Source organism: Pseudomonas sp. IPO3747, from assembly GCF_013385245.1.
In the GTDB taxonomy this organism is placed as follows: Bacteria; Pseudomonadota; Gammaproteobacteria; order Pseudomonadales; family Pseudomonadaceae; genus Aquipseudomonas; species Aquipseudomonas edaphica.
On sequence record NZ_JACAQL010000018.1, the window covers coordinates 20,587 to 45,906 of the forward strand.

A 25,320-nucleotide genomic window follows, 5' to 3' on the forward strand; every position below is an offset into this window, starting at 1 on the left:
AATGCGCGTAATCCCCATCTTACAGAGACGGTCTGATTTGAATTGTTCTCATTAATCTGCATGTAGTCCTTTTCCTTCAGCCAGTTTTAAAGTTTTGGCAAATAGCCATGTTTTTCCTGCGCGCTTTGGCGTACTGCGGCTACTTGGTTTGCGGAAACAGACGGCTTACTTGCTCAAGTGTGAAGTGGAGAATTGCCCGGCGTTGAGCTGATTCCTGGATTGCAATACAACAAGTTGGAAAAAAACTCAGGAATCATCGGCTTAACAGCACGGGTTATAACCGCTCGTTTAATCAGCCCTGCACCGACCTGTGGCCGGGCTTCTTTAATGACACTTGTTAATAAGTGGGAATCTGTAGATGAATACCAAAATGAAAGCTGCGCTGTTGTCTATCGGTCTGTTGGCCGGCTCGATCTCTGTTGCGCAGGCAGCGGATGGGACCGTCACGTTTCTGGGGTCGGTGCATTCGGGTGCTTGCTCCATCAAGCCTGACTCTGTGGATCAGACCGTTCGCCTGGGGGCGATTGCCAAACACCAACTGGAATCGGGCGGCAAGTCTGAAGCGCGCCGCGTGCTGATTGAACTGGAAGGCTGCGACCTGTCCGGCCTGACCGATAACACCGTGACCACGACCTTCACCGGCGCACCGTCGAGCGTGGTTCCAGGTGCGATCGGTACGGTCGGCGGCGCTGGCGGCGTGGGCATCATGATGACCCACGGTGGCGCACCTGTTGAGCTGGGTGTTCCTACCACTCCGCAAGCCATCTCCACCGGCAACAACACCCTGGAGTTCGGCGCTTATGTGCAAGGTGCCGCCACGGACCCGATCATTCCTGGCGATTTCAGCGCAGTGACCAACTTTACCTTGGCTTATCAGTAAGTTTTTCCCCCCGCCACCACGTGTGGCGGGGGGACGCTGACGGGAGATCCAGGTGAAAACATTCCTACGTTTGGCTATCGCCTCTTCATTGACGACGTTGATCTGCCCTTACGCTCTGGCCCAGGACGCTTCGCAGGGTGAAGGCGTCGTTCTGTTGGGCGGAGAAGTCGTGGACTCAGCCTGCGGGCTGGAGCTGAGCAGTATCGATCAAACCATCGAAATGCCGTCGGAGCCAGTTGGCCGGCTGTTGCGCAACACGCGGGGAGAAGATCACCCGTTTCAGTTGCGTTTGGTCAACTGCTCACTGACACGTCCGGACCCGTCGCGCCCAGGGGCAACCCTGCCTGACTGGGAGCACATGCGGGTGACGTTTGATGGGCCGACCGACCGGGCTGGGCTTTCCTTTGCTGTGTTCGGTGGCTCCCAGGGGGTTGCCCTGCACATTGTGGACGCGGCCGGCGAAGAGAGTATTCCCGGGCAGCGAATGTCGCCTACGCCACTGTCGGAGGGCGATATGACACTTAACTACAGGTTTTATCTGGTTGGCAATGGACTGCCACTGGTAGTGGGCGCCCACAGTGCCGCAGTGCGGTTCAAGTTGGAATACTTTTGAACATTGATGGACAGGCTTTCATGTTGAATACAGCGAAGATCAAAAACACGCTGCGCCCGAGTCTGTTTGGCGGGCTGATGTCTCTGGCGGGAACTGCATTGGGTGCCGGCGATATCGAGTTTAATACCGACGTTCTTGACTTGATTGATCGCACCAACATTGACTTGTCTCAATTTGCGCGCAGCGGGTTTATTTTGCCCGGCACGTACTCGATGGTCGTGCACATCAACGGCCAGCCAATTGCCGAACAATCGGTGGCGTTCTATCACCCCGATAATGATCCCAAAGGCAGTCAGGCGTGTTTATCTCGCAGCCTGGTGGAACAGTTGGGTCTAAAAGCGGCGGATGCCGACAAGCTTGCCTGGTGGAAGGGCGGCGAATGCCTTGATGTTCAAAGCTTGCCGGGCACCGAGGTCAGTGGCGACCTGGCCACGTCCACGCTGAGCATCAATCTGCCCCAGGCCTACCTCGAATACAGTGCCATCAACTGGGACCCGCCCTCGCGGTGGGACGAAGGGGTGCCGGGGTTGTTGGTTGACTACAGTCTGACGGCGCAGTCCAACTACCAGCGCGGCGATGGTAACCGCAATAACCTCAGTGGCAACGGCACCGTTGGCGCCAATGCCGGCGCCTGGCGGTTGCGGGCCGATTGGCAGGGGCGCGTCGAGCGTGGCCGGCAGGAAGCGGCCGGGCCGCAAAAGCTGGAGTGGAGTCGCTACTACGCGTACCGCGCCATTCCTGCGCTGAAGGCACGTTTGGTGGTGGGCGAGAACTACCTGTATTCGGACCTGTTCGACAGTTTCCGCTTTACCGGTGCCGCGCTCAACTCGGATGAAAGCCAGTTACCGCCCAACCTGCGTGGCTATGCGCCGGAAGTGGTCGGGGTGGCCAAGACCAATGCCAAAGTCATCATCAGCCAACAGGGCCGCGTGCTTTACGAAACCCTGGTAGCGGCGGGGCCTTTTCGTATTCAAGACTTGCAGGATGCAGTGACGGGCAAGCTCGATGTGCGGGTGGAAGAACAGGACGGCTCGGTCCACAGCTTCCAGATGGATACGGCCGGGGTTCCTTACCTTACCCGCCCGGGGCAAGTGCGTTACAAGCTGGCATCCGGGCGCCCGTCCAACCTTCAGCATGGCGGTGACGGCGACTTTTTCGGCACCGGGGAGTTTTCCTGGGGCATCAGCAATGGCTGGTCGTTATTTGGCGGCGGCATGACCGATAACAACTATCGGGCATTGTCCGTGGGGGCGGGGCGCGACTTGCTGGCGTTCGGCGCGGTCTCGCTGGATGTGACGCAGTCTCACGCCGAGGTGTGGAACGAGACGCTCTCGGGCAAATCCTACCGCCTTCAATACTCCAAGAACTTTGAGCAGTACGACAGCCAGGTGACCTTCGCCGGTTACCGGTTCTCCGAGAAAAACTTCTTGAGCATGAGTGAATACCTGGATGCCCGGTATTACGGGCTGAACGGTGAACTCGGCGGGCGTGGTGATTACCGTGACCCGAGTGAGGGCTGGAAGCCGATTGGTGGCAGCAAGGCGCTGTATACGGTCACGGTCAACAAGCAGTTTCGTGACCTGGGCGCCACCGTATACGCCAGCTACAACAAGCAAACCTACTGGGATAGGCCCGACACCCAGCGCTGGAACCTGTCGCTGTCGCGCTACTTCAACGTGGGCACGGTCAAGAACATGAGCCTGTCCCTGAACATGTACCGCACCCAGGAATACAACTACAAAGACAACGGCATGGCCGTCACGGTCAGCCTGCCGCTGGGGCGCACCGGCACATTGTCGATGGACGCCAGCCGCACCGCCGGCAGGAACAACTTTGCGACGCGCTACAGCGATCGTCTCGATGAGCGCAACAGCTATCAGCTCAGTGCCAGCGATTCGTCCGCCAGCGGTTACTTGAGCCATATGGGCGACCAGGCCGATATCGACGTCAGCGCCAGCACGCAAGAGGGCGGCTACAGCAGCCTGGGTGTGTCGGCGCGTGGCGGTGGCACGGTCACGCAATATGGCGCGGCCTTGCACCGTACCACCAGTACCGGCGGCACGCGCCTGATGCTCGACACCGGCGGTGTACCCGACGTGCCGGTGCGCGGTTACGGCTCGCCGACCCGTAGCAATGCCTTCGGCAAAGCGGTTATTTCCGATATCAGCAGCTATCAGCGTACGGCAGCCAGCGTGGACCTGGAGCGCTTGCCGAGCACGGTCGAAGCCACTCAATCGGTCACGCAGTTGACGCTCACCGAAGGGGCGATTGGTTATCGCTCGCTGAGCGTGATTGCCGGTGAAAAAGCCATGGCGATTCTGCGCCTGCCGGATGGCAGCTCGCCGCCCTTTGGCGCCACGGTGAAGAACCTCAAGCAACAGGACACCGGCATTGTGAATGACGGCGGCAATGTCTACCTCAGCGGCCTGCAGGCCGGCGAGCAGATGGTCGTCAGTTGGGGCGGCAACGAGCAATGCATCCTCACGCTCCCCACCGTTCTGCCCGTCGATGGCTTGACGCACGCCCTGCAGCTGCGCTGCCAGAGAGTTGCCGCTGCCCCATCCCTGCCCGAGCCAGCCACGCTGACCGGGGAGCTTACCGACACGGAGAACACAGCCTCATGAAGCTTGATATGCGCCTCACCTTCCCAGCGTTCGCGCTGCTGGCCCTAGGCTTGAGCCAGGGCGCCAGCGCCGCGGTTGGCCTGGATCGTACCCGGGTGATTTTCGATGGCGGCAAAGATGCCACCAGCGTGAACATCACCAACAACAATACTCAGCTGCCGTACCTGGCCCAGGGTTGGATCGAGGATGAAACCGGTAAAAAAATCAACTCACCCTTGATCGTGCTGCCGCCGGTGCAGCGCCTGGAACCCGGCAAACAAAGCCAGGTGAAAGTCCAGGCGCTGCCGGCCGCCAAGTCGTTGCCGCAGGACCGCGAGACGGTCTATTACTTCAACTTGCGAGAAATCCCGCCGCGCAGTGATAAATCCAACACCCTGCAAATTGCCCTGCAAACCCGCATCAAGTTGTTCTACCGCCCGGATGCGATTGCGCCGAGCCAGCAAGACCTGTCCAACCCCTGGCAGCAGAAACTGACCCTGACCCGCGAAGGCGACCACTACCGGGTCCATAACCCGACGCCGTACTACGTGACCCTGGTGGATGCACGTGCCAGCAAAGACGGCAAAACCGTGCCGGGCTTTGCGCCGGTGATGGTTCCCCCCAAGGACGCGCTGACCCTGGGCCCCAGTGCCAAGGCACTGGGTACGTCACCTTATCTGGCCTATGTGAATGATTACGGCGGCCGTCCACTCCTGGCGTTCACCTGCAATGGCAATACGTGCCAGGTCAACGCGCAGGCCTCAGCGCCGAAATGAGTAATGCTGCTGGAGAACATCATGAAGTCGCAAAGTGTGAAGGTCTTGGGCTGCCTGTTATGGGTCTTGGCGATGGGCGCGCACGCCGCCGACGATGACGAAGATATCGAAGGGATGAGCGGAATGTTGAATGTCCTCGGGGCCATGAATGAGTCGCCTTGCAGTCTGGATATGACCTCATTGCACCAGACGGTGGACCTGGACGCGGTGTCGACCAGCCATTTGCAACGGCCTGGTGATCAGGCGCCCGCCAAGGCTTTTCAACTGCGTTTTACCGACTGTATGCGCACCGCCGGTCGCGTGCGCAACGAACGCACGGGCAACCTGACATGGAGTGCTTACCAACCTGTGTTGTCGGTGGCGTTTGTCGCGCCGGCCGACGCCGATGATCCACGGTTGGTCAAAGTCCAGGGCATCACCGGGATGGGCCTGCAATTGACCGATCCCCTTGGTCGGGATGTACAGCTGGGCTCAAAGGGCGAACCGTTGATTCTGCCCGTGGGCCGCAATACCCAGACCTGGAATGTTCGGCCTACGCGCACCTCGGCGCCGTTGAGCAGTGGGGCTTTCAGGGCCGTGGTGGAATTCAGGCTCAACTATGAGTAAGGGCAGAGCGATGGCTAACTCAATCGGCCCGTGGGCCATTCTTATCGGTGGCGGTTTACTGTGGCCTGTCAGCCAATGCGTGCAGGCCGACACCAGCCTGACCATCCGCGCGGTCATCATCGCGCCGCCGCCTTGCGTGATTAACAGTGGCGCAACCCTGGATGTGCCGTTCGGCAATGACCTGCAGACGTCACGGGTAGACGGGGTTAATTACCGTCGTGACGTGCCCTATACCGTCACCTGTAATTCGCCGTTCAGCAACGCCCTGACCCTGGAACTCAAAGGCACCGGCGCCGGGTTTGACAGCCGCGTGCTGTCGACCCGCAAGGCCGACCTTGGGGTCAAGCTGTTCGTGAATGGCGCTGACTGGCCGTTGAATACGGCCGTGAATTTTACCTATCCCAACTTCCCGGCGGTACAGGCGGTGCCCGTCAAACGCGTGGGCAGCACGCTGAGCGGCGGGGCATTTGATGCTGTGGCAACCCTGGTGGTCGATTACCAATGACGAGGAATGCTCAATGACATTTTGGCAGCAACGCGTGTTGCTTACCTTGTGTTCCATCGGCCTTTGCAGTGGTGCGTCGGCCAACCTGACGTTCAGCGGCACGCTGAATGAACCGCCGCCCTGCACCATTGACGGCGGCAACACCATTGAGGTGGATTTTGGCGATGTGGGGGTAAAACGCGTCGATGGTGTGAAATACCGCCGGGGCGTCGGTTATGCCATCAACTGTGGCACCGACACGCTGCCGTGGGAGCTCAAATTGAGCGTCAACGGCACAGCCACCTCATTTGACGGTGCAGCGGTACAGACCAGTGTGCCGGCACTGGGCATTCGGATTTTCCAGAATAACCTGCCACTTCCACTTAATACGCCACTGGACATCACCCTGTCGTCACCGCCGACATTGGAGGTGGTGCCCGTGCAGCAGCCAGGCACCATTTTGACGCCCGCGCGGTTTACGGCGGTGGCCACGTTGTTGGCCGAATACCAGTAGGAGTTGAGTCGATGCGAGACCAAATTGTGCAAAAAGGCGGGTTGGCGTTATTGCTCACCGTCGGCCTGATCCCCCTGGGGCACGGCGCGGACAACCTGATGTTCAAGGGCAACCTGGTGGAAGAGGCCTGCACCATCCGCCCTGGCGATGAGGCCATCACGCTGGAGCTCTGGGACGTCACCAGCAAGCACCTTTATATCAACACGCGAACCGTGGGCAAGCGGTTCCAACTGCACTTGGAAGAGTGTGACACCACCATTGGCAACACCGTGACCATCACCTTCGGCGGTGCCGAAAATGGCGAACTTCCAGGTTTGCTCGCGCTGGACGGTGGCAGTGGTGCCTCGGGGATTGGCGTTGGTATTGAGACGCTGAGCGACAAGCCGTTGCCCTTGAATACCGTCAGCGATGAGCAGGTGCTGAGCGATGGTAGCAATGTGATCGAACTCAAGGCCTATGTGCAGGGCGAGCCGACGGCGATAAGAGATCAAACCATTGGGCACGGTGCGTACACGGTGACCTCTACTTTTACGTTGGACTATCCGTAGCGGCTACGTCCTCTTCACGACGTGAGCCGAGTGCCCGGCGGGCGACATTCGGGTAGATAAAAGCCGCGAGAGATTAAAAAATGAAACAGCGCTATGGAGCCATTGTGCTTCTTGTACTGATGGGAATGACTACGGCTGCGAGTGCAACTGATTGTCGTGTGAACGGCGGGGCTTGGATATTTGTAGGTGCGGGTGGGACTTTAAACCTGCAAGTTCCCGTCACAGTTCAACTGAGCGCAGACAGAACTCGTATCATGCTCGAAGGGGCAAGGTTAGAGTGCCGGTTCTCGGGTTTTGGCGGTAGCCAGCCTTGGTATACGGACTACTGGGCTACGTCCGCAAGAGTGGGGCCGGCCTGGGTGCCAGGCCCGAAGTTCACCAGCCAAGGCACCGGCTTACGCATCAACGGCAGCTATCAAAATACCCCGGTCCCGAATGGTATCCGAATGACGACCATGCCTAACAACGGCATCGGCGTGCCGGTCGATGTCACACCTTATATTTTGGTGCGTAACAATCCGACCAATCCTATCGACGTTCGATTAGGAGACGTCCTCGGAAGGTTAAACCTGGACCAGACAAATAACTATAACTCCGGCAGCTCAACGCTCGCGCTCACGTACACGGCCGCCAACAACTTCTCCATCTCCCCATCCACCTGCACCATCAACAATAACAATCCGATCGAGATCAACTTCGGTACCGTCCATCAGCGGGCAATCGGCACCGACCCGTTGACCTCTTCCGTCGTCAGCAACCGCAGGCTCACTTACTCATGCCCGGACGGCGGCATTACCACGCCCATCACCATCACCTACAAAGGCACCCGCTCGGCCTTCGATGCACGGCTGTTGATGATGAGTAACCCGGACGTGGGCACGGCCATGGTGCATGCCGGTACTGCGGTGCCGGTGAACGGCTCGTTCCTGACCCGTATCACCAACAGTGTGGGCGCAGACGATGTGACCTTTTCGCTGGTGCGGCGCAATGGCTCCTTGCCGACCGCAGGCGCCATAAGCGGCAGTGGTGTGCTCGTAATGGGTGTGCCATAAGGCCCAAGCTCGCCGGCAGCCAACCCTACTAACCCCAACACTCTAACGGGCGGCGCGAACAGGGGGCTGAATATTCCTCGGACGGCGCCTGGGTAGAAAAATCACGAGAAGTCAAAATGAAATCACTTTATGGCGCGCTGGCGCTTCTCGCCCTGGCGGGTTTTACCACAACCGCGCACGCCGTCGATTGCCGTGTTAACGGCGGGGCTTGGCAGAATGGCAACCCCAACCTGCAGGTGCCGGTGACGGTCACCCTGGCTGCAGATCGCACGAGGCTCATGCTCGAAGGTGCAAGGCTGGAGTGTCGGTTTACCTATAGCGGAGGCCCCGCTTGGCATACGGACTTTTGGGTCAGTGGAAGCGCCGCAGGTACGGCCTGGACTCCTGGACCAAAATTTGCCGGCGAAGGCACCGGTTTACGCATCAACGGCGCTTTTCGAAACACGCCGGTGCCGTCCGGCATAGCGATTGCGAACATCCCCAACAACGGAGTGTTTTACCCGATCAATGTCACTCCCTACATTCTGCTGCGTAATTATCCGTCCAACCCGTTCGATGTTCGTATCGGTGACAACCTCGGCCTGTTGCGCCTGACCAGCTCGAACAATTACGACGGCACCCGGCCACAGCTCACGGTAACCTACACGGCGGCCAACAACTTCACCGTCTCGCCCTCCACCTGCACCATCAACAATAACAACCCGATCGAGATCAACTTCGGCGACGTCCACCAACGCGCCATAGGTTCCGACCCGTTGACATCCTCCGTCGTCAGTAACCGCAGGCTGACCTACTCATGCCCCGACGGTGGGATCAACACACCGATCACCATTACCTACAAAGGCACCCGTTCCGCGTTCGACCCGCGCCTGCTGATCATGAGCAATCCCGATGTGGGCACGGCGTTGTTGCGCGGCGGTGCTGCAGTGTCTGTCAACGGCTCATTCCTCACCCGCATCACCAACAGTGTGGGCGGCGATGATGTGACGTTTTCGCTGGTGCGGCGCAATGGTTCACTGCCGACGCCTGGCGCCATCAGCGGCAGTGGTGTGTTGGTGATGGGGGTGCCCTGACCCCCAAATGATCGATACCCAAAGCACAACGCCTCGCCCTAGAATGCCAGCTCCTCCACCTCTGGCATTTTGGGGCGCTCATGCACATCTCTTCCGGTCGCTGGGTCTATGGTTTTGGCCTGACCCTGCTGACTGCGTTTCTCTGGGGCATTCTGCCGATCAAACTCAAGCAAGTATTGCAGGTGATGGACCCGATCACCGTCACCTGGTTTCGCCTGGTGGTGGCCGGCAGTTGCCTGTTTATCTACCTGGCGCTGAGCAAACGCTTGCCCAGTCGCAAGGTGCTTGGTCCCAGGGGCGGCTGGCTGGTGGCGATGGCCGTGTGTGGTTTGGTGGGCAACTACGTGTTGTACCTGGTGGGCCTGAAAATGCTCAGCCCCGGCACCGCGCAATTGGTGGTGCAGATGGGGCCGATTTTTTTGATGATTGCCAGTGTGTTCGTGTTCAAGGAGCGTTTCAGCCTGGGGCAGGGCATGGGGCTGGCGGTGCTGATCTTGGGCTTTGGTCTGTTCTTCAACCAGCGCCTGGCTGAGCTGCTGACCTCCATGGGCACCTACACGGCGGGCGTGTTGACGATCCTGCTGGCTACCACCATCTGGGTGTTCTATGCCCTGGGCCAGAAGCAATTGCTCACGGTGTGGAATTCGCTGCAGGTGATGATGGTGATCTACTTGTCGTGCGCCCTGTTGCTCACGCCATGGGCACATCCGCTGGAGGCGTTGCAATTGAGTCCGCTGCAAGGCTGGTTGCTGCTCGCGTGCTGCATGAACACGCTGGTGGCCTATGGTGCGTTTGCCGAAGCACTGGCGCATTGGGAGGCCTCGCGCGTCAGTGCGACCCTGGCGCTGACGCCGTTGGTGACCTTTGTGGCGGTGGCGGTGGCGGCGTGGCTGTGGCCGGACTATGTGCAGGCAGAAGAGATCAATGCCGTGGGCTATATAGGGGCATTGGTGGTGATGCTGGGTTCAGCGACGGTAGCACTGGCGCCGTCGCTGCTCGCCGGGCTCAAGGCCCGGCGGGTGCGTATGGCGTCTTAATACCTTATTAAGGACGAACACTCTCACTGTGGCGAGCAGGCTTGCCCTGCGTTGGGCTGCACAGCAGCCCCAGCCAGCTTTAACTGACTCACCGAGTCGCCAGTTCTCTCAGTGGCCGGCTTCCAGCATGTTCTCCGGGCGCACCCACTGATCGAACTCTTCATCAGTCAGATAACCCAGGTCCAGCGCCGCCTGGCGTAGCGTCAAGCCTTCGGCGTACGCCTTCTTGGCAATCTGCGCCGACTTGTCGTAGCCGATATGCGGGTTGAGCGCCGTGACCAGCATCAAGCCGCGCTCCAGGTGCTCGGCCATTTGCTCGGCATCCGGCTCAAGGCCTGCGATGCAGTGCTCCTGGAAGTTGTTGCAGCCGTCGGCCAGCAGGCGGATCGATTCGAGCAGGTTGTGGATGATCACCGGCTTGTACACGTTCAGCTGCAAGTGCCCTTGACTGGCGGCGATGCCGATGGTCACGTCATTGCCCAGCACTTGGCAGGCCAGCATCGACAGCGCTTCGCACTGGGTGGGGTTGACCTTGCCGGGCATGATCGAGCTGCCCGGCTCATTGGCTGGCAGCTTGACCTCGGCCAGGCCTGCGCGTGGGCCGGAACCCAGCAGGCGCAGGTCGTTGGCGAGCTTCATCAGCGCCACCGCCAGGGTCTTCAGTGCGCCGTGCAGGGTGACCAGCGGTTCATGGCCGGAGAGGGCGGCGAACTTGTTGGGGGCGGTAACGAACGGCAAGCCGGACAAGGCCGCCAGCTCGGAGGCGATCGCCTCACCAAAGCCATGCGGCGAATTGAGCCCGGTGCCCACGGCGGTGCCGCCCTGGGCCAGCTCGCACACAGCGGGCAGGGCGCTACGGATGGCGCGCTCGGCGTAGTCGAGTTGGGCGATAAAGGCCGAGACTTCCTGGCCGAAGGTGATCGGCGTGGCATCCATCATATGGGTGCGGCCGGTTTTCACCAGTTTCATATGGCGTGCAGCCAGCTCGGCCAAACCGCCAGAAAGCGTGGCGATCGCCGGGAACAGGCGTTGATGAACCGCCTGCACCGCCGCAATGCTCATGGCCGTGGGAAAGCAGTCGTTGGAGCTTTGCGAGCGGTTCACATGGTCATTGGGATGCACCGGGCTTTTGCCGCCACGGGCCTTGCCCGACAGCTCGTTGGCGCGGCCGGCGATCACTTCATTGGCGTTCATATTGCTTTGGGTGCCGCTGCCGGTCTGCCATACCACCAGCGGGAACTGGTCGTCGTGCTGGCCATCGAGCACTTCATCGGCGGCCTGTTCGATCAGGCGGGCGATGTCGGCGGGCAAGTCGCCGTTGCGGTCGTTGACCCGTGCTGCGGCTTTCTTGATCAGGGCCAGCGCGTGCAACACCGCCAGCGGCATGCGTTGCTCGCCGATGGCGAAGTTCACCAGCGAGCGTTGGGTCTGGGCGCCCCAGTAAGCGTCATCCGGGACTTGGACGTCTCCCAGGCTGTCGGTTTCGATACGGCTCATCGGGCACACTCCTTCAGGTTCGTTTGCGCAGTTTAGGCTGTGATCCGTTGGTGGGGTTCCATAAAAGACTTTTCATCGAGGGTATTCCCATGCGGTTCAGGCTGCCTGCGATGGCGTCAACGGGTTGTCACTGATAAACCGCGGTGCTTGCATCGCAGCGGTGCGACGATTCGACAAGCCGGCTCGCATAGAAAGGCAGATCCCAGCCGCGTGCCCCCGCAAACCAGGCTGAACAAGGCCTGGGGTTGAGCCGCAAGGTTTTTTAGGCGCAGAATGGTCGCCCTTGGGGTCTTACCTCGCCTGCTAGAAAGGAAACTCGATGACTCGTCTTCGTGCCATCTGTACCGCGGTTGCTCTGGTTTGCGCCAGCGGCCAGGTTTTTGCCGATACCGCCAGCCATAACGCCAGTGCCGAAGCCTTCCTGACCCTGGCCCACGCTGACAAGCTGGGTACCCCGGTGTACATGCAAGTGCAGCAAATGTTTGCCCAGCGTTTCGCCCAGACCAAGGCACCTGCCGCCAAGCAGTCCGTACTCGACAGCTACCAGGCCAAGGCCAATGCTGCGCTGGACCAGGCCATCGGCTGGCCGAAGCTGAAGCCGGACATGGTCAAGCTCTACACCACCAACTTCAGCGAATCCGAGCTCAAGGACCTGGTAGCCTTCTACCAGTCGCCGCTGGGCAAGAAAGTCCTGGAAAAAATGCCTCAGTTGACCCAGCAATCGGCCCAGATGACCCAGGCCAAGCTGGAAAGCGCGGTACCTGTGGTGAACAAGCTGCTCGAAGACATGACCAACGAGCTGACGCCTAAAGCCCCGGCCCCGGCCAAGAAGAAGTAAACAGGAATGACCATGCAACAGCGTATCGAATCGGCACTCGTCGCCCTGAGCCCGGAATACTTGAGCGTGCTGGATGAAAGCCATATGCACAGCCGTGGGTTGCAGACCCACTTCAAGGCCGTGCTGGTCAGCCAGCAGTTCGAGGGGCTCAACCGCGTCAAGCGCCATCAGAAGGTCTATGCCACCCTGGCTGACCTGATGAGCGAATTCCATGCGTTGGCGCTGCATACCTACACGCCTGACGAATGGGCGAAAATCGACGCAGCCCCGGCCTCGCCGACCTGCGCCGGCGGGCACTGACACTGTGGCGCATGGGCGTTATGTGGTGAGGGAGCTTGCTCCCGTTGGGCTGCGCAGCAGCCCTGATGCCCATCACTGCGATCTTTGTGAAAGGTCACAATCGCCTTATCGGGGCCGCTTCGCAGCCCAGCGGGAGCAAGCTCCCTCGCCACAGTAAAGAGGCGGCCCATAAACGTCGCCAATTTTGTTAGAATCCGCAACGCGCCGCTTAGCCGGCGCGTTTTTTTTGCATCCGGTTCACCCCTTACGAGGGTAGCCACCTGGAGAGAACACCCATGACTCAACCGATTGTCGTGGCGGCACTGTATAAGTTCGTCACCCTCGAAGATTACGTCGCTCTGCGCGAGCCACTGCTGCAGGCAATGGTCGATAACGGTATCAAAGGCACCTTGCTGATCGCCGAAGAAGGCATCAACGGCACCGTTTCCGGCAGCCGTGAAGGCATTGATGGTCTTATGGCCTGGCTCAAGAACGACCCACGCATGGACGACATCGACCACAAAGAGTCGTACTGCGACGATCAGCCGTTCTACCGCACCAAGGTCAAGCTCAAGAAAGAGATCGTGACCCTGGGCGTCGAAGGCGTTGACCCGAACAAAAAGGTCGGCACCTACGTCGACCCGCAGGACTGGAACGCGTTGATCAGCGACCCTGAAGTGCTGTTGATCGACACGCGCAACGACTACGAAGTGTCGATCGGCACCTTTGAAGGCGCAATCGACCCGAAAACCACCAGTTTTCGCGAATTCCCTGACTATATCAAAGCCAACTTCGACCCGGCCAGGCACAAGAAAGTCGCGATGTTCTGCACCGGCGGCATTCGTTGCGAGAAGGCTTCCAGCTACATGCTCAGCGAAGGTTTCGACGAGGTTTACCACCTTAAAGGCGGGATTCTGAAGTACCTCGAAGAGGTGCCGCAGGCAGAAACCAAATGGCAGGGCGACTGCTTTGTGTTCGACAATCGCGTGACCGTGCGCCACGACCTGAGCGAAGGCGACTACGATCAATGTCATGCCTGTCGCACACCGGTCAGCGTAGAAGACCGCGCGTCCGAGCATTATGTGGCTGGCATCAGTTGCCCGCATTGCTGGGATAAGCTGCCGGAGAAGACCCGTCGCAGCGCCATCGACCGGCAAAAGCAGATCGAACTGGCCAAGGCCCGCAACATGCCGCACCCGATTGGCTTCAACTACAAGCAAACCCCTTCCGAGGCCTGACCCATGCCCGCGCGCCTGCTCTATGTGATGGACCCGATGTGTTCCTGGTGCTGGGGCTTTGCCCCGGTGGCGCAGGCGCTGGTTGAGCAGGCCCAGGTGGCCGGCGTGGATGTGCACCTGGTGGTGGGCGGTTTGCGCACCGGCAGCGGCGCGGCACTCGAGCCGACTACGCGGCGCTATATCCTTGAGCACTGGCAGGCCGTTACCGACGCCACCGGCCAGCCGTTCAAGCGCGAAGGCGCGTTGCCCGACGGGTTTGTCTATGACACCGAGCCTGCGTGCCGCGCCATCGTCACCGCGCGCAGCCTGGCGCCCGATTGCGCCTGGACACTGCTGGGGCTGATCCAGCGTGCGTTTTATGTCGAGGGCCGCGATGTGACCCTTGCCAGCGTGCTGGTGGAACTGGCCGAGCAGGCGGGCATTCCGCGCATCGAGTTTGCCGGCGCCTTCGACCGCGCCGAGCAACATGCGGCGACGGCGGCTGACTTTACCTGGGTGCAGGACTTGGGCATCGCCGGTTTCCCGACGCTGCTGGCCGAGCGTAATGGCCAGCTGGCGTTGCTGACCAACGGTTATCAGCCGTTGTCCGAGCTGTCGCCCTTGCTCGCCCGATGGCTGGAGCGTGCCACCTGTGCAGGATGAGCCCAAACGCACCGACCGACTGACCTGGGCGGAAGTTCGCCGCCTGGCCCTGCGTCACAAGAAATCCCTGTGGATCGCCAATGGCGTTGCCGTGCTGGCGACCCTGTGCAGCGTGCCCATCCCTTTGCTGTTGCCGTTGCTGGTGGACGAAGTGCTGCTGGGCCACGGCGATGCTGCGCTCAAGGTGATGAACCACGCGTTGCCACTGGGTTGGCAGAAGGCCGCCGGTTATATCGGCCTGATGCTGTTGGTGACCTTATGCCTGCGCTGCGGTGCGCTGGTGTTTAACGTGGTGCAGGCGCGGCTGTTTGCGCGGCTGGCCAAGGACATTGTGTACCGCATCCGCGTGCGCCTGATCGAACGGCTCAAGCGGATTTCCCTGGGCGAATACGAAAGCCTGGGCAGTGGCACGGTGACCACGCATCTGGTCACCGACCTGGACACGCTGGACAAGTTTGTCGGCGAAACCCTCAGCCGCTTCCTGGTGGCCATGCTCACGCTGGTCGGCACCTCGGCGATTCTGGTGTGGATGCATTGGCAACTGGCACTGTTGATCCTGCTGTTCAACCCCTTGGTGATCTACGCCACGGTGCAGTTGGGCAAACGCGTCAAACACCTGAAGAAGCTCGAGAACGACAGCACTTCGCGCTTCACCCAGGCGCTGACCGAAACCCTCGACGCCATCCAGGAAGTGCGCGCCGGCAATCGCCAAGGCTTTTTCCTCGGGCGCCTGGGCCAGCGCGCCAAGGAAGTGCGCGACTACGCGATCCATTCGCAATGGAAAACCGATGCCTCCAGCCGCGCCAGTGGCTTGTTGTTCCAGTTCGGCATCGACATCTTCCGCGCGGCGGCGATGCTCACGGTGTTGTTTTCCGACCTGTCCATCGGCCAGATGCTCGCAGTGTTCAGCTACCTGTGGTTCATGATCGGCCCGGTGGAGCAGCTGCTGAACCTGCAATATGCCTACTACGCGGCGGGTGGTGCGCTGACGCGGATCAACGAGCTGCTGGCGCGGGCCGACGAGCCGCAATATGCCGGCGGCGAAGACCCGTTCACCGGGCGTGAGACCGTCGGCATCGAGGTGCGCGGCCTCAACTTCGGCTATGGCGAAGAGTTGGTACTCAACCAGTTGAACCTGGCTATCGCACCCGGCGAGAAGGTCGCGATTGTCGGCGCCAGCGGCGGCGGCAAAAGTACCCTGGTGCAACTGCTGTTGGGGCTCTATACCCCACAAGCCGGCAGTATCCGTTTCGGCGGTGCTACCCAGCAGGAAATCGGCCTGGCGACCATCCGCGAAAACGTCGCAGTGGTGCTGCAACACCCGGCGCTGTTCAACGACACCGTGCGCGCCAACTTGACCATGGGCCGCGCCCGCAGTGACCAAGCCTGTTGGCAGGCACTGGAAATCGCCCAGTTGGATGCTACCGTCAAGGCACTGCCCTTGGGCCTGGACAGTGTGGTGGGGCGCTCGGGGGTGCGCTTTTCCGGTGGGCAACGCCAACGCCTGGCGATTGCACGCATGGTGCTGGCCGAGCCCAAAGTGGTAATACTGGACGAGGCCACCTCGGCCCTGGACGCCGCCACCGAGTACAACCTGCACCAGGCGCTGGCGCGGTTTCTCAGTGGGCGTACTACACTGATCATCGCCCACAGGCTTTCTGCGGTGAAACAGGCCGACCGGGTACTGGTGTTTGATGGCGGGCATATCGCCGAAGATGGCGACCATCAGCAGTTGATTGCCGATGGAGGGTTATACGCCAAGCTCTACGGGCATCTGCAACAAGTGCGTTGATTTGGCTGAGCTATCGAGAGCGGATTCTCGCGTGCGTATCAAGCAGTGCATGTGCAAGGGATCTCATGAAGCAAAAGCGTACTCTCGCAGCGACGTTAAGCAAGCCTCGGTTGCTGGGCATTGTCTGGCCCTTTATCGCCGTCGTGCTGTTCCAGGCATTGCTGGGCTGCGTCAGCCTCTACATGCTGTCAGCGGTGCGCGGCTATGTAGCAGGCGAGAGCTTGTGGTCCAAGGGCCAGAAAGACGCCATCTACTATCTGAGCCTTTACGCCGATAACCGCGACGAAGCGACGTTCCTCAAATACCGGCAAGCCATCGCCGTGCCCCAGGGCGGCCATGAGCTGCGCGTCGCGCTGGACCGTCCCACGCCCGACCTTGCGGCCGCGCGCCTGGGCATCCTCAAGGGCGGCAACCACCCTGATGACGTGTCCAGTCTGATCTGGCTGTACCTCAATTTTCGCCATTTCAGCTACCTGGAAAAAGCCATCGAGCTGTGGACCGTGGGCGATGGTTACCTGGTGCAACTGGATGACCTGGCCCAAGCGATGCACCGGGCGATCCGCAGTGATCAGGTCAGCCCTGGCGACATTGCTGGCTGGAAGACGCGCATCATCGCCATCAACGACGGCGTGACGCCAGCCGCCAAGGCCTTCAGCGATGCCTTGGGCGAAGGTTCGCGGATGATCCTGCGCCTGTTGCTGATCACCAACCTGGCCACCGCCCTGGGGTTGATCGTGCTGGCACTGCTGCGTACCCATAAACTGCTGACCCAGCGCCACGCCTTCGCCACCGCGTTGCAAGCCGAGAAGGAGCGGGCGCAGATCACCCTGGAGTCGATTGGCGACGGCGTGATCACCACGGATGTCGACGGCGCCATTGCCTACATGAACCCGGCGGCCGAGGCGCTGACCCATTGGAAGAACGCGCAGGCCCAAGGGTTGCCGCTGGCGGCGTTGTTCAACCTGCTTGATGAGAACGCCGAGCCCGATGGCTTCGCCCTGATTGAACACATTATCAAGGGTGAACTCAGCGGTGGCAGCGAGCATTCCAAGCTGATCCAGCGCGTGGACGGCAGCACGGTGTCAGTCACCCTGGTAGGTGCGCCGATCCGCAACGCCGGCAAGGTCAGCGGCGCGGTGCTGGTGTTGCACGACATGACCCAGGAGCGCCAGTACATCGCCAACCTGTCGTGGCAGGCGACCCACGATGCCTTGACTGGCCTGGCCAACCGCCGCGAATTCGAGTTCCGGCTGGAGCAGGTGCTGCAACAGGTAGCGCGCCAGCAGAGCGGGCGGCATGCCTTGATGTTCCTCGACCTCGACCAGTTCAAGCTGGTCAACGACACCTGCGGGCATGCGGCGGGCGATGAGCTGCTGCGGCATATCTGTGCGTTGCTGCAATCGGACCTGCGCGAAGGCGACACTCTGGCGCGCCTGGGCGGCGATGAATTCGGCATCCTGTTGGAGAACTGCCCGGCAGCGGTGGCGGAAAAGATCGCTGAAAGCCTGCGCCATACCGTGCAAAGCCTGCATTTTGTGTGGAAGGGCCGGCCGTTCATGACCACCGTGAGCATTGGTCTGGTGCATATCTCGCAATCGCCGACCACCCTGGAAACTTCGCTGCGCGCCGCTGATATGGCCTGTTATATGGCCAAGGAAAAGGGCCGTAACCGGGTGCAGGTCTACCATGCCGATGATTCGGAATTGTCCATGCGTTTTGGCGAAATGGCCTGGGTACAACGCCTGCACATGGCCCTGGAGGAAGATCGTTTTTGCCTCTACGCCCAGGAAATCTCGCCGTTGGGCCATACCGATGGTGGTAATGGTCATATTGAGATACTCCTGCGCCTGCACGACGAGGCGGGTCGGATCATCTTGCCGGACAGTTTTATTCCGGCTGCAGAACGTTACGGTTTGATGACTTCGCTGGATCGTTGGGTCGTGGAAAACGTCTTTAAGATTATCGCCCGTTGTATGCAAGAGCGTGCAGGCCGTCCTATGGCTATGTGTGCGATTAATCTGTCAGGCATAACTATTGGCGATGATGATTTTCTCGGGTTTTTACGTGAGAAATTCGAGGCTTACAGCATTCCGCCGGAAATGATTTGTTTTGAAATAACAGAGACCAGCGCTATTGCCAATTTGGGCAGTGCAATCCGCTTTATTAATGAACTCAAGGCCTTAGGTTGCCATTTTTCACTTGATGACTTTTGTGCCGGAATGTCCTCGTTCGCTTATCTTAAACATTTACCTGTAGACTTCCTGAAGATCGACGGGAGTTTCGTAAAGGATATGCTGGACGACCCGATTAACCGTGCCATGGTCGAAGTGATCAACCACATCGGCCACGTCATGGGTAAGCGCACAATTGCCGAATTTGTTGAAACACCGCTGATCGAGCAAGCTTTACTTGAGATCGGTGTGGATTATGCTCAGGGCTACCTGATCGAACGTCCGCAATTGTTTACCTTTGATAGTCTGCAGTGCCGACCCGTGCGGCCGCAGCCACTGTTGCTAAAGGCGCCCGGCACATTCCGCTGAAGCATTCGACGGTCTGTACAATCACACTAGAAAAGGAGCCCTACAGTGATCGACACCTTCAACCGAACCGGCCCGCTTATGGAAGCCTCGAGTTACCCAGCCTGGGCGCAACAACTGATCCAGGACTGTAGCGAGAGCAAGCGCCGGGTTGTCGAACACGAACTGTACCAGCGCATGCGTGATAACACGCTCAGCGCCAAGACCATGCGCCACTACCTGATCGGTGGCTGGCCAGTGGTTGAACAGTTTGCCTTGTACATGGCACAGAACCTCACCAAGACCAAGTTTGCCCGTCATCCTGGGGAGGATATGGCGCGCCGGTGGCTGATGCGCAATATTCGCGTGGAACTCAACCACGCCGACTATTGGGTGCACTGGGCGCGCGCCCACGGTGTAAGCCTGGAAGAGTTGCAAGCGCAGAACGTACCACCGGAGTTGCACGCACTGAGTCACTGGTGCTGGCACACCAGCTCGGCCGATTCGTTGATCGTGGCGATTGCCGCGACCAACTACGCGATTGAGGGGGCGACTGGGGAGTGGTCTGCCGTGGTGTGTTCGACCGGCGTGTATGCGGCCGCCTTCCCTGAGGAAGACCGTAAACGCGCCATGAAGTGGTTGAAGATGCACGCGCAATACGACGATGCCCATCCTTGGGAAGCCCTGGAAATCATCTGCACCCTGGCCGGGATGAACCCGAGCAAAGCCTTGCAGGTAGAACTGCGTCAGGCGGTGTGCAAGAGCTACGACTACATGTACCTGTTTTTGGAAAGTTGCATGCGGTTGGAGAACGAAAAAGCAAAGGCGCCAGCAGTTGTTCGTGAACGTCAGGTTCGCGCCGCCAGCGAGGCGTGATGTAAGCGTGATGGCGGGGTTTTACCCCGCCATTGCCAAGCGGTTGCGGCCTTCGCGCTTGGCCACGTACAGGGCGTTATCGGCCCGCCGCAACAGGCTTTCTGCCGACTCGGCGGCCAACAGGGTCGAGCAACCCAGGCTCACCGTCAGTTCAATTCGCTTGCCATCGGCCCAATAGTCCTGAGCCTCTGCCGCCCGACGCAGGCGTTCGCCGACCATACCTGCCGCGTCCCGGCCGGTGTTCGACAGCAGGATCAGAAACTCTTCCCCGCCAAAGCGAAACACCATGTCCACATTGCGCAACTGGCTTTTGATCGAGTCGGCGACAGCGCGCAATACGATGTCGCCCGCTGCATGGCCGTGGGTGTCGTTGATTTTCTTGAAATGGTCAATGTCCAGCATCAACAAAGACAGCGGGCTCAGGTGCCGCCGGGCCATGTCGATTTCCCGTTGCAGCGTCTGGTCCATCGCAATGCGGTTGCCGGTTTCGGTCAGCGGGTCACGCAGGGCGCTGCGGGTGGCGGCGCGGTAGAGCAGGGCGTTACGCATCGGGTACAGCAACGTCGACAGCAGTGACTCAAGTTGCGCCAACTCGTCGTCCAGCAAACGCTGGTTGCGCCGGAATATCAACTCGCCCAGATGCTCGCCTTCATGGCTCAAGGTGTAGCTCACCGAGTGATGCCCGCGATGGCCAAACTCCAGGCGCAAGTCGCTGGCCTCATGGCGATATTGCAGCGCGTCCAACGGCACCAGCCGCTGAACTTCGCGAAAGAACAGCGCCAGAATGCGCTCCGGCTCAAGGCTGGTTTGCAACTGCTGGTTCAGTTGCTGACGAAGTTGCGCAAGTGTGGTGGGGCGACGTGGAAGCAGGGACGGCTGACCAAACCCCAGGCGTTGCAATTTGGCACTGTCGAAGTCAATTGCGTTGGTCTGGGTCGGTGATTTCATAAGCTGACGGCCTCTAAGCACTTAACTGTCTTACAGGCTGCACGAGAGCGGCAAATGCCAAGCGTCTTACTGTTCCTTCAGTTCCGTAAAACATTGGAAACAGTTTAAACCGCTTTGCCATGGGTTATAACCCCTGGGCCCTGCCACACGTCTTGTCATCGCTTAACCTGCTTGAAAGGGGTTAGAGCGAGATTCATGCCACTTTGTTTAACTTACAAAAACGCCTTATAAATCAACGACTGTTTTAAAAAACTCAACACAGTCGTTGTGCAGTGACGTCAGTTATTTGGCTGTTTGAACCAAGGTGGAGTGGTCAATCTGGTCAATCGAGGTGACGCCGGTCAAGGTCATGGCCACGCGCATCTCCTTGGCGAAGATATCCAGCAGGTTTTCCACCCCGGACTGGCCGGCGGCGGCCAGCGCATACACGGTCGAACGTCCCAGCAGGCAACCCTTGGCGCCCAGGGCGAGCATGCGTACTACGTCGAGTCCGGAGCGAATGCCGGAGTCCACCAGCACCGTGAGATCATCGCCCACGGCCTCGGCAATCGGCGGCAAGGCTTTGGCGGTCGACAACACGCCATCCAGTTGGCGCCCGCCGTGGTTGGAGACCACGATGCCGTCGGCACCGAAACTCACCGCGTCCTTGGCATCCTGGGGGTCAAGGATGCCCTTGATGATCATCGGGCCTTTCCAAAACTCACGGATCCACTCCAGGTCTTTCCAACTGATCGATGGGTCGAAATTATTCGCCAGCCAGCCGATGTAGTCTTCCAGGTGGGTGGGCTTGCCGAGGTATTTGGAGATATTGCCCAGATCATGAGGGCGGCCCATCAGGCCCACATCGAAGGCCCATTGCGGCTTGCACACCGCCTGCAGCATCCGGCGCTGCGCCGCATACGGCCCGGACATGCCCGAATGCGCATCACGGTAACGCGCGCCGGGTGTGGGCATATCGACGGTGAATACCAGCGTGGTCACGCCCGCTGCCTGGGCGCGCTCCAGCGCATTGCGCATAAAGCCGCGGTCCTTGAGCACATAGAGCTGGAACCAGATCGACTGCGGGCTTTGCGACGCCACCTCTTCAATCGGGCACACCGACACCGTCGACAGGCAGAACGGGATGCCCTTGTTGGCCGCCGCCTTGGCCGCCTGCACCTCACCACGTCGCGCGTACATGCCGGTCAGGCCCACGGGGCTGAGAATCACTGGCATGGCCAGCTCCTGGCCGAACAGCGTGGTCTTGAGGCTCAGGTTGTCGACATTGCGCAGGATGCGCTGGCGCAGGCTGATCTCGGCCAGGTCCGAACTGTTGGCGCGCAGGGTGTGCTCGGCGTAGGCGCCGCCGTCGATGTAATCGAACAGAAAGCGCGGCAGCTTGCGTTTGGCGGCTGCACGGTAGTCGGCGGCGGACGAGATGATCATGAACGGGTTCTCCACAGAGCTGGGTCGCACCACCATAAGCAAAAAGCTGGCATGATAAAAACAACTTTTATTACTAATACCCAGTCGCTATAGGAATACCGATGAACCTGAGAACCGTGCGGGCCTTTGTCGAAGTGGTGCGCCAGGGCGGTTTCTCCCAGGCGGCTGAGGTGGTGGCCCTGACTCAATCCACCGTGAGCAAAGCGGTCAAGACCCTCGAAGACGAGCTCGGCACGCCGCTGCTCAATCGCCTGGGCCACCGTAACGAGCTGACGGCCGCCGGCGAAATTGCCTACCGCCGCGCCCTGGTACTCCTCGCCGAGCACAACGACCTGGTGGCCGAGATCAACGACCTGCGCGGCCTCAAGCGCGGCGTGCTGCGCATCGGCCTGCCGCCGGTGGGCTGCGGCGTGCTGTTTGCCGCTATGTTCGCGGCATACCGCAGCCGCTACCCGGATATCGAGATCGAACTCACCGAATACGGCAGCAAAAAACTGCGCGAATGCCTGGAAGCCGGGGAGGTCGACCTTGCCGCACTGCTGTTGCCGGTGGACGAAGCCTTCGACTACCAGCCAGTGCGCAATGAACCGCTGATGGCGGTATTGCCCATCAGCCACCCACTGGCCCAGCGCAAACACATCGACTTCACCGACCTGGCCGATTCACCGTTCATCTTGTTCGAAGCCGGCTTCGCCCTGAACGCCAAGATCCTCGCCGCGTGTGAGCGCAAAGGCGTCACGCCCCGAGTGACCGCGCGCAGCGGGCAAATCGACTTTATCGTTGACCTGGTCTCAGCCGGGCTGGGCGTTGCGTTTCTGCCGCGCATGCTCGCGCTCAAACATCAACACGCGGGTATCGCCTTGATTGCGTTGGACGAACCACACACCGACTGGCATATCGCCCTGGCCTGGCGGGCCAGCGCACACCTGCCGCCGGCGGCGCGTGCGTGGCTGGATCTGGCCAAGGAAACGGCCAGCCCGGTGTAGCGGGCTGCGGCCGTAATTTGCAGGAATTCGTCAAAATGCTCCTCAATGCTTGACTTCTTCTTTTTAATCAGTAACATATGGCGCATTCCGCGATAGCTCAGTTGGTAGAGCAAATGACTGTTAATCATTGGGTCCCTGGTTCGAGTCCAGGTCGTGGAGCCAGATAGAGAAAAGCCTGCAGAGATGCAGGCTTTTTTTTGCCTTGGATTTTTGAAATATTTGTTAAGTGCATGATTTTAAAAAAACATAACTTTCAAGCTGAACCTGATTTGTTTCACTTTTGAAACAAATTTGTACATTTTATTGACGCCATCAAAGTGCCATCCTAGAATCGCCGCCCATTGATAGCACAACGCTATGTAGAGGGATCTAGAGATGTGGCGTTTGGAACGCCGGACCAGGTTTTGCCTGCTGTCCGTTTTTTTCTGCCTGGGCACCGCCGGATTAGCGCACGCCGCGCCCCCGCAGAGCACCCCCGGCATCACCGACCTGATCCGCGACCGTCAGGACCGCCTGCTCGAAGAGCAGCAGCGGCGCCTCGAAGAACTCAAGGATCTGCCCGGTAAATCCGCCGCCCCTGCAGCTCCGGCGACGCCTGCCGACACCCGTTGCTTCCCGATCAAAACCATCGAGCTCGCAGGCGCCGACGCCCTGTCCGTAGACGAGCGCAGCGCGCTGATCAAGCCTTACATCGGCCAATGCCTCGGCGTGCCGCAGCTCAACGAAGTGCTCAAGGTCATCACCGACCGCTACCTGGCCAAGGGTCTGGTCACCAGTCGCGCGTATCTGCCACAGCAAGACCTTTCCAGCGGCAACCTCAAAATTCAGGTAGTCGAGGGCAAGCTCGAAAGCCTGAAAGGCGCCGAAAGCAGCGGCATCACCGACCGCCAACTGGCGATGAGCTTTCCCGGCAAACAAGGCGAGTTGCTCAACCTGCGTGAAATCGAGCAGATGGTCGATCAGCTAAACCGTTTGCCCTCGAACCAGGCGCAGATGGAACTGGCGCCGGGCAAGGCCGTGGGCGGCAGTGATGTACTGGTCAAAAACACCCCGCAAAAGCCCTGGCGTGTCGGCCTGTCGCGGCACAACGGCGGCCAGCGCAGCACCGGCGAACAACAGTGGGGCGCCAGCCTCGACTGGGACAACCCGCTGGGCTTGGCCGACCAACTTTCGTTGCGTGGCGGCCACGATGCGGTTAGCGATCACCAGAAAACCTCGCGCAATTCGATGCTCAACTACAGCTTGCCCTTCGGCTGGTGGAACCTCACCTACAGCTACACCGAAAGCGAATACCGCTCTCGGGCCGAGGCCAACAACTTCAAGTTCAAGCAGACCGGCGACAGCCAGAGCCACCAGTTGCGCCTGGAGCGTGTCGTTCACCGCGACGCCTTGAGCAAAACCTCCCTGAGCACCGGCGTGGCCTACCTGCGCACCAACAACTTCATTGAAGACAGCAAGCTGGCGCTGAGCAGCAACCGCCTCAGCGAAGCCCAGTTCGGCATCAACCACGGCCGACGTATCGGCAGTTCATTTCTCAACATCGACCTCGGCATGCAAGACGGCATCGGTGCCTTTGACGCCCAGGCCAATCACCACCCCCGGAACGGCCAGGCCGATGCGCGCTACCGCAAATACACGGCCACCGTCAGCTACCTGTACCCGTTCAAGCTGTGGGGCGAGTCCTTGAGCTTCAGCAGTTTGATGACCGGCCAGCACAGCGAAGATGTGCTGTTCAGCCCGCAGCGCATGAGCCTGGGTGGGCAGTCGTCGATCCGTGGCTACAAGGACCAGATGCTGTCCGGCGACAGCGGCGGCTACTGGCGCAACGACCTGCGCTGGAGCCGCCCGGTGACCTGGGCCTGGCTGCAACCGGTGCTCAGCGAATACGGCACCAGCCTCGGTTATGACCAGGGCGTGATCAGCCGCGACCGTTACAACGCCGAGCAGCATGGGCGCATGAGCAGCAACTCGGTGGAGCTGTTTGCCCGTGGCAAAAACGTCGCCGCCAGCGTGACCTTTGCCCACTCTTTGGAACGACCGGCCGCTATCACAGAGCGTGAAGCGCCGATCTATTTCCGTATGGATTTTTTCCTTTAA

Annotated in this window: 23 protein-coding genes and 1 tRNA gene; 21 read left to right on the forward strand and 3 right to left on the reverse strand. The window is 60.0% G+C overall.

What is annotated here, in order from left to right:
• Positions 1 to 358 precede the first annotated feature (358 nt).
• From HX790_RS20530 to HX790_RS20580, 11 genes are all read left to right on the forward strand, one after another.
• On the forward strand, positions 359 to 880 hold the full coding sequence (locus tag HX790_RS20530; protein WP_017137810.1) for a fimbrial protein: 522 nt from the start codon (positions 359 to 361) through the stop codon (positions 878 to 880).
• 52 nt (positions 881 to 932) lie between these two features.
• Positions 933 to 1,493, forward strand: coding sequence for a fimbrial protein (locus HX790_RS20535; RefSeq protein WP_017137809.1), 561 nt, complete (start codon positions 933 to 935; stop codon positions 1,491 to 1,493).
• Between the two features lie 20 nt (positions 1,494 to 1,513).
• Entirely contained in the window at positions 1,514 to 4,117 is a 2,604-nt protein-coding gene (locus HX790_RS20540) for an outer membrane usher protein (RefSeq protein ID WP_176992029.1), read from the forward strand.
• A complete protein-coding gene (locus HX790_RS20545; RefSeq protein WP_099548932.1) occupies positions 4,114 to 4,872 on the forward strand; it encodes a fimbria/pilus periplasmic chaperone in 759 nt (252 codons plus the stop codon). Before HX790_RS20540 ends, HX790_RS20545 begins: the two co-directional genes overlap by 4 nt.
• A gap of 21 nt (positions 4,873 to 4,893) precedes the next feature.
• The gene (locus tag HX790_RS20550; RefSeq protein WP_026013763.1) at positions 4,894 to 5,478 is read left to right on the forward strand and encodes a fimbrial protein; all 585 of its coding nucleotides are present in this window, start codon (positions 4,894 to 4,896) and stop codon (positions 5,476 to 5,478) included.
• Between the two features lie 10 nt (positions 5,479 to 5,488).
• The gene (locus HX790_RS20555) at positions 5,489 to 5,983 is read left to right on the forward strand and encodes a fimbrial protein (protein ID WP_017137805.1); all 495 of its coding nucleotides are present in this window, start codon (positions 5,489 to 5,491) and stop codon (positions 5,981 to 5,983) included.
• 13 nt (positions 5,984 to 5,996) lie between these two features.
• Positions 5,997 to 6,476 carry a fimbrial protein gene (locus tag HX790_RS20560; protein ID WP_099548933.1) on the forward strand — a complete coding sequence of 160 codons (480 nt, stop codon included), beginning with the start codon at positions 5,997 to 5,999 and terminating at the stop codon, positions 6,474 to 6,476.
• A gap of 11 nt (positions 6,477 to 6,487) precedes the next feature.
• A complete protein-coding gene (locus HX790_RS20565; RefSeq protein WP_017137803.1) occupies positions 6,488 to 7,024 on the forward strand; it encodes a fimbrial protein in 537 nt (178 codons plus the stop codon).
• An 80-nt stretch (positions 7,025 to 7,104) separates the two neighbouring features.
• The gene (locus tag HX790_RS20570) at positions 7,105 to 8,076 is read left to right on the forward strand and encodes a fimbrial protein (protein ID WP_176992030.1); all 972 of its coding nucleotides are present in this window, start codon (positions 7,105 to 7,107) and stop codon (positions 8,074 to 8,076) included.
• Between the two features lie 116 nt (positions 8,077 to 8,192).
• The gene (locus tag HX790_RS20575; protein WP_176992031.1) at positions 8,193 to 9,149 is read left to right on the forward strand and encodes a fimbrial protein; all 957 of its coding nucleotides are present in this window, start codon (positions 8,193 to 8,195) and stop codon (positions 9,147 to 9,149) included.
• Between the two features lie 80 nt (positions 9,150 to 9,229).
• Positions 9,230 to 10,186, forward strand: a complete 957-nt coding sequence (locus tag HX790_RS20580) for a DMT family transporter (protein ID WP_017137800.1) — start codon at positions 9,230 to 9,232, stop codon at positions 10,184 to 10,186.
• Between the two features lie 108 nt (positions 10,187 to 10,294).
• Here the strand turns inward: HX790_RS20580 and HX790_RS20585 are convergent, their stop codons facing one another.
• Positions 10,295 to 11,683 (reverse strand): class II fumarate hydratase, encoded by a 1,389-nt coding sequence (locus HX790_RS20585; protein ID WP_017137799.1) that lies wholly within the window; start codon positions 11,681 to 11,683, stop codon positions 10,295 to 10,297.
• Between the two features lie 319 nt (positions 11,684 to 12,002).
• On the opposite strand from HX790_RS20585, the gene HX790_RS20590 reads away from it, so the two are divergent.
• The 7 genes from HX790_RS20590 (at position 12,003) to HX790_RS20620 (ending at position 19,864) form a co-directional block, all read left to right on the forward strand.
• Entirely contained in the window at positions 12,003 to 12,521 is a 519-nt protein-coding gene (locus HX790_RS20590) for a DUF2059 domain-containing protein (RefSeq protein WP_017137798.1), read from the forward strand.
• A 6-nt stretch (positions 12,522 to 12,527) separates the two neighbouring features.
• Positions 12,528 to 12,821 (forward strand): BolA family transcriptional regulator, encoded by a 294-nt coding sequence (locus HX790_RS20595; protein ID WP_099548936.1) that lies wholly within the window; start codon positions 12,528 to 12,530, stop codon positions 12,819 to 12,821.
• Between the two features lie 275 nt (positions 12,822 to 13,096).
• A complete protein-coding gene (locus HX790_RS20600; protein WP_017137796.1) occupies positions 13,097 to 14,038 on the forward strand; it encodes a rhodanese-related sulfurtransferase in 942 nt (313 codons plus the stop codon).
• 3 nt (positions 14,039 to 14,041) lie between these two features.
• Positions 14,042 to 14,680 (forward strand): DsbA family protein, encoded by a 639-nt coding sequence (locus tag HX790_RS20605; RefSeq protein WP_017137795.1) that lies wholly within the window; start codon positions 14,042 to 14,044, stop codon positions 14,678 to 14,680.
• Positions 14,670 to 16,472, forward strand: coding sequence for an ABC transporter ATP-binding protein (locus HX790_RS20610; RefSeq protein WP_017137794.1), 1,803 nt, complete (start codon positions 14,670 to 14,672; stop codon positions 16,470 to 16,472). The genes HX790_RS20605 and HX790_RS20610 overlap by 11 nt, the downstream gene beginning before the upstream one ends.
• A 65-nt stretch (positions 16,473 to 16,537) precedes the next feature.
• Positions 16,538 to 19,012, forward strand: a complete 2,475-nt coding sequence (locus tag HX790_RS20615) for an EAL domain-containing protein (RefSeq protein ID WP_017137793.1) — start codon at positions 16,538 to 16,540, stop codon at positions 19,010 to 19,012.
• 45 nt (positions 19,013 to 19,057) lie between these two features.
• A complete protein-coding gene (locus tag HX790_RS20620; protein WP_017137792.1) occupies positions 19,058 to 19,864 on the forward strand; it encodes a TenA family transcriptional regulator in 807 nt (268 codons plus the stop codon).
• Positions 19,865 to 19,885: 21 nt separating this feature from the next.
• Here HX790_RS20620 and HX790_RS20625 read toward each other — a convergent pair whose 3' ends face one another.
• Together HX790_RS20625 and lldD are read right to left on the reverse strand one after the other, a co-directional pair.
• Entirely contained in the window at positions 19,886 to 20,812 is a 927-nt protein-coding gene (locus tag HX790_RS20625; protein ID WP_017137791.1) for a GGDEF domain-containing protein, read from the reverse strand.
• Positions 20,813 to 21,094: 282 nt separating this feature from the next.
• On the reverse strand, positions 21,095 to 22,237 hold the full coding sequence (gene lldD, locus HX790_RS20630; RefSeq protein ID WP_017137790.1) for an FMN-dependent L-lactate dehydrogenase LldD: 1,143 nt from the start codon (positions 22,235 to 22,237) through the stop codon (positions 21,095 to 21,097).
• A 101-nt stretch (positions 22,238 to 22,338) separates the two neighbouring features.
• Here lldD and HX790_RS20635 point away from each other — a divergent pair, with 101 nt between their 5' ends.
• The 3 genes from HX790_RS20635 to HX790_RS20645 all read left to right on the forward strand — a co-directional run bounded on the left by HX790_RS20635 (position 22,339) and on the right by HX790_RS20645 (position 25,320).
• On the forward strand, positions 22,339 to 23,223 hold the full coding sequence (locus HX790_RS20635) for a LysR family transcriptional regulator (protein WP_017137789.1): 885 nt from the start codon (positions 22,339 to 22,341) through the stop codon (positions 23,221 to 23,223).
• Between the two features lie 86 nt (positions 23,224 to 23,309).
• Positions 23,310 to 23,385 (forward strand) — tRNA-Asn (locus tag HX790_RS20640).
• 213 nt (positions 23,386 to 23,598) lie between these two features.
• The gene (locus tag HX790_RS20645; protein WP_017137788.1) at positions 23,599 to 25,320 is read left to right on the forward strand and encodes a ShlB/FhaC/HecB family hemolysin secretion/activation protein; all 1,722 of its coding nucleotides are present in this window, start codon (positions 23,599 to 23,601) and stop codon (positions 25,318 to 25,320) included.

Coding starts and splice junctions, on each gene's coding strand:
- HX790_RS20635 (WP_017137789.1), top strand. CDS start 22,339: ATGAACCTGAGAACCGTGCGGGCCTTTGTCGAAGTGGTGCGCCAGGGC.
- HX790_RS20555 (WP_017137805.1), top strand. CDS start 5,489: ATGGCTAACTCAATCGGCCCGTGGGCCATTCTTATCGGTGGCGGTTTA.
- HX790_RS20645 (WP_017137788.1), top strand. CDS start 23,599: ATGTGGCGTTTGGAACGCCGGACCAGGTTTTGCCTGCTGTCCGTTTTT.
- HX790_RS20540 (WP_176992029.1), top strand. CDS start 1,514: ATGTTGAATACAGCGAAGATCAAAAACACGCTGCGCCCGAGTCTGTTT.
- HX790_RS20575 (WP_176992031.1), top strand. CDS start 8,193: ATGAAATCACTTTATGGCGCGCTGGCGCTTCTCGCCCTGGCGGGTTTT.
- HX790_RS20605 (WP_017137795.1), top strand. CDS start 14,042: ATGCCCGCGCGCCTGCTCTATGTGATGGACCCGATGTGTTCCTGGTGC.
- HX790_RS20590 (WP_017137798.1), top strand. CDS start 12,003: ATGACTCGTCTTCGTGCCATCTGTACCGCGGTTGCTCTGGTTTGCGCC.
- HX790_RS20560 (WP_099548933.1), top strand. CDS start 5,997: ATGACATTTTGGCAGCAACGCGTGTTGCTTACCTTGTGTTCCATCGGC.
- HX790_RS20545 (WP_099548932.1), top strand. CDS start 4,114: ATGAAGCTTGATATGCGCCTCACCTTCCCAGCGTTCGCGCTGCTGGCC.
- HX790_RS20570 (WP_176992030.1), top strand. CDS start 7,105: ATGAAACAGCGCTATGGAGCCATTGTGCTTCTTGTACTGATGGGAATG.
- HX790_RS20530 (WP_017137810.1), top strand. CDS start 359: ATGAATACCAAAATGAAAGCTGCGCTGTTGTCTATCGGTCTGTTGGCC.
- HX790_RS20550 (WP_026013763.1), top strand. CDS start 4,894: ATGAAGTCGCAAAGTGTGAAGGTCTTGGGCTGCCTGTTATGGGTCTTG.
- HX790_RS20600 (WP_017137796.1), top strand. CDS start 13,097: ATGACTCAACCGATTGTCGTGGCGGCACTGTATAAGTTCGTCACCCTC.
- HX790_RS20615 (WP_017137793.1), top strand. CDS start 16,538: ATGAAGCAAAAGCGTACTCTCGCAGCGACGTTAAGCAAGCCTCGGTTG.
- HX790_RS20565 (WP_017137803.1), top strand. CDS start 6,488: ATGCGAGACCAAATTGTGCAAAAAGGCGGGTTGGCGTTATTGCTCACC.
- HX790_RS20595 (WP_099548936.1), top strand. CDS start 12,528: ATGACCATGCAACAGCGTATCGAATCGGCACTCGTCGCCCTGAGCCCG.
- HX790_RS20580 (WP_017137800.1), top strand. CDS start 9,230: ATGCACATCTCTTCCGGTCGCTGGGTCTATGGTTTTGGCCTGACCCTG.
- HX790_RS20585 (WP_017137799.1), bottom strand. CDS start 11,683: ATGAGCCGTATCGAAACCGACAGCCTGGGAGACGTCCAAGTCCCGGAT.
- HX790_RS20625 (WP_017137791.1), bottom strand. CDS start 20,812: ATGAAATCACCGACCCAGACCAACGCAATTGACTTCGACAGTGCCAAA.
- lldD (WP_017137790.1), bottom strand. CDS start 22,237: ATGATCATCTCGTCCGCCGCCGACTACCGTGCAGCCGCCAAACGCAAG.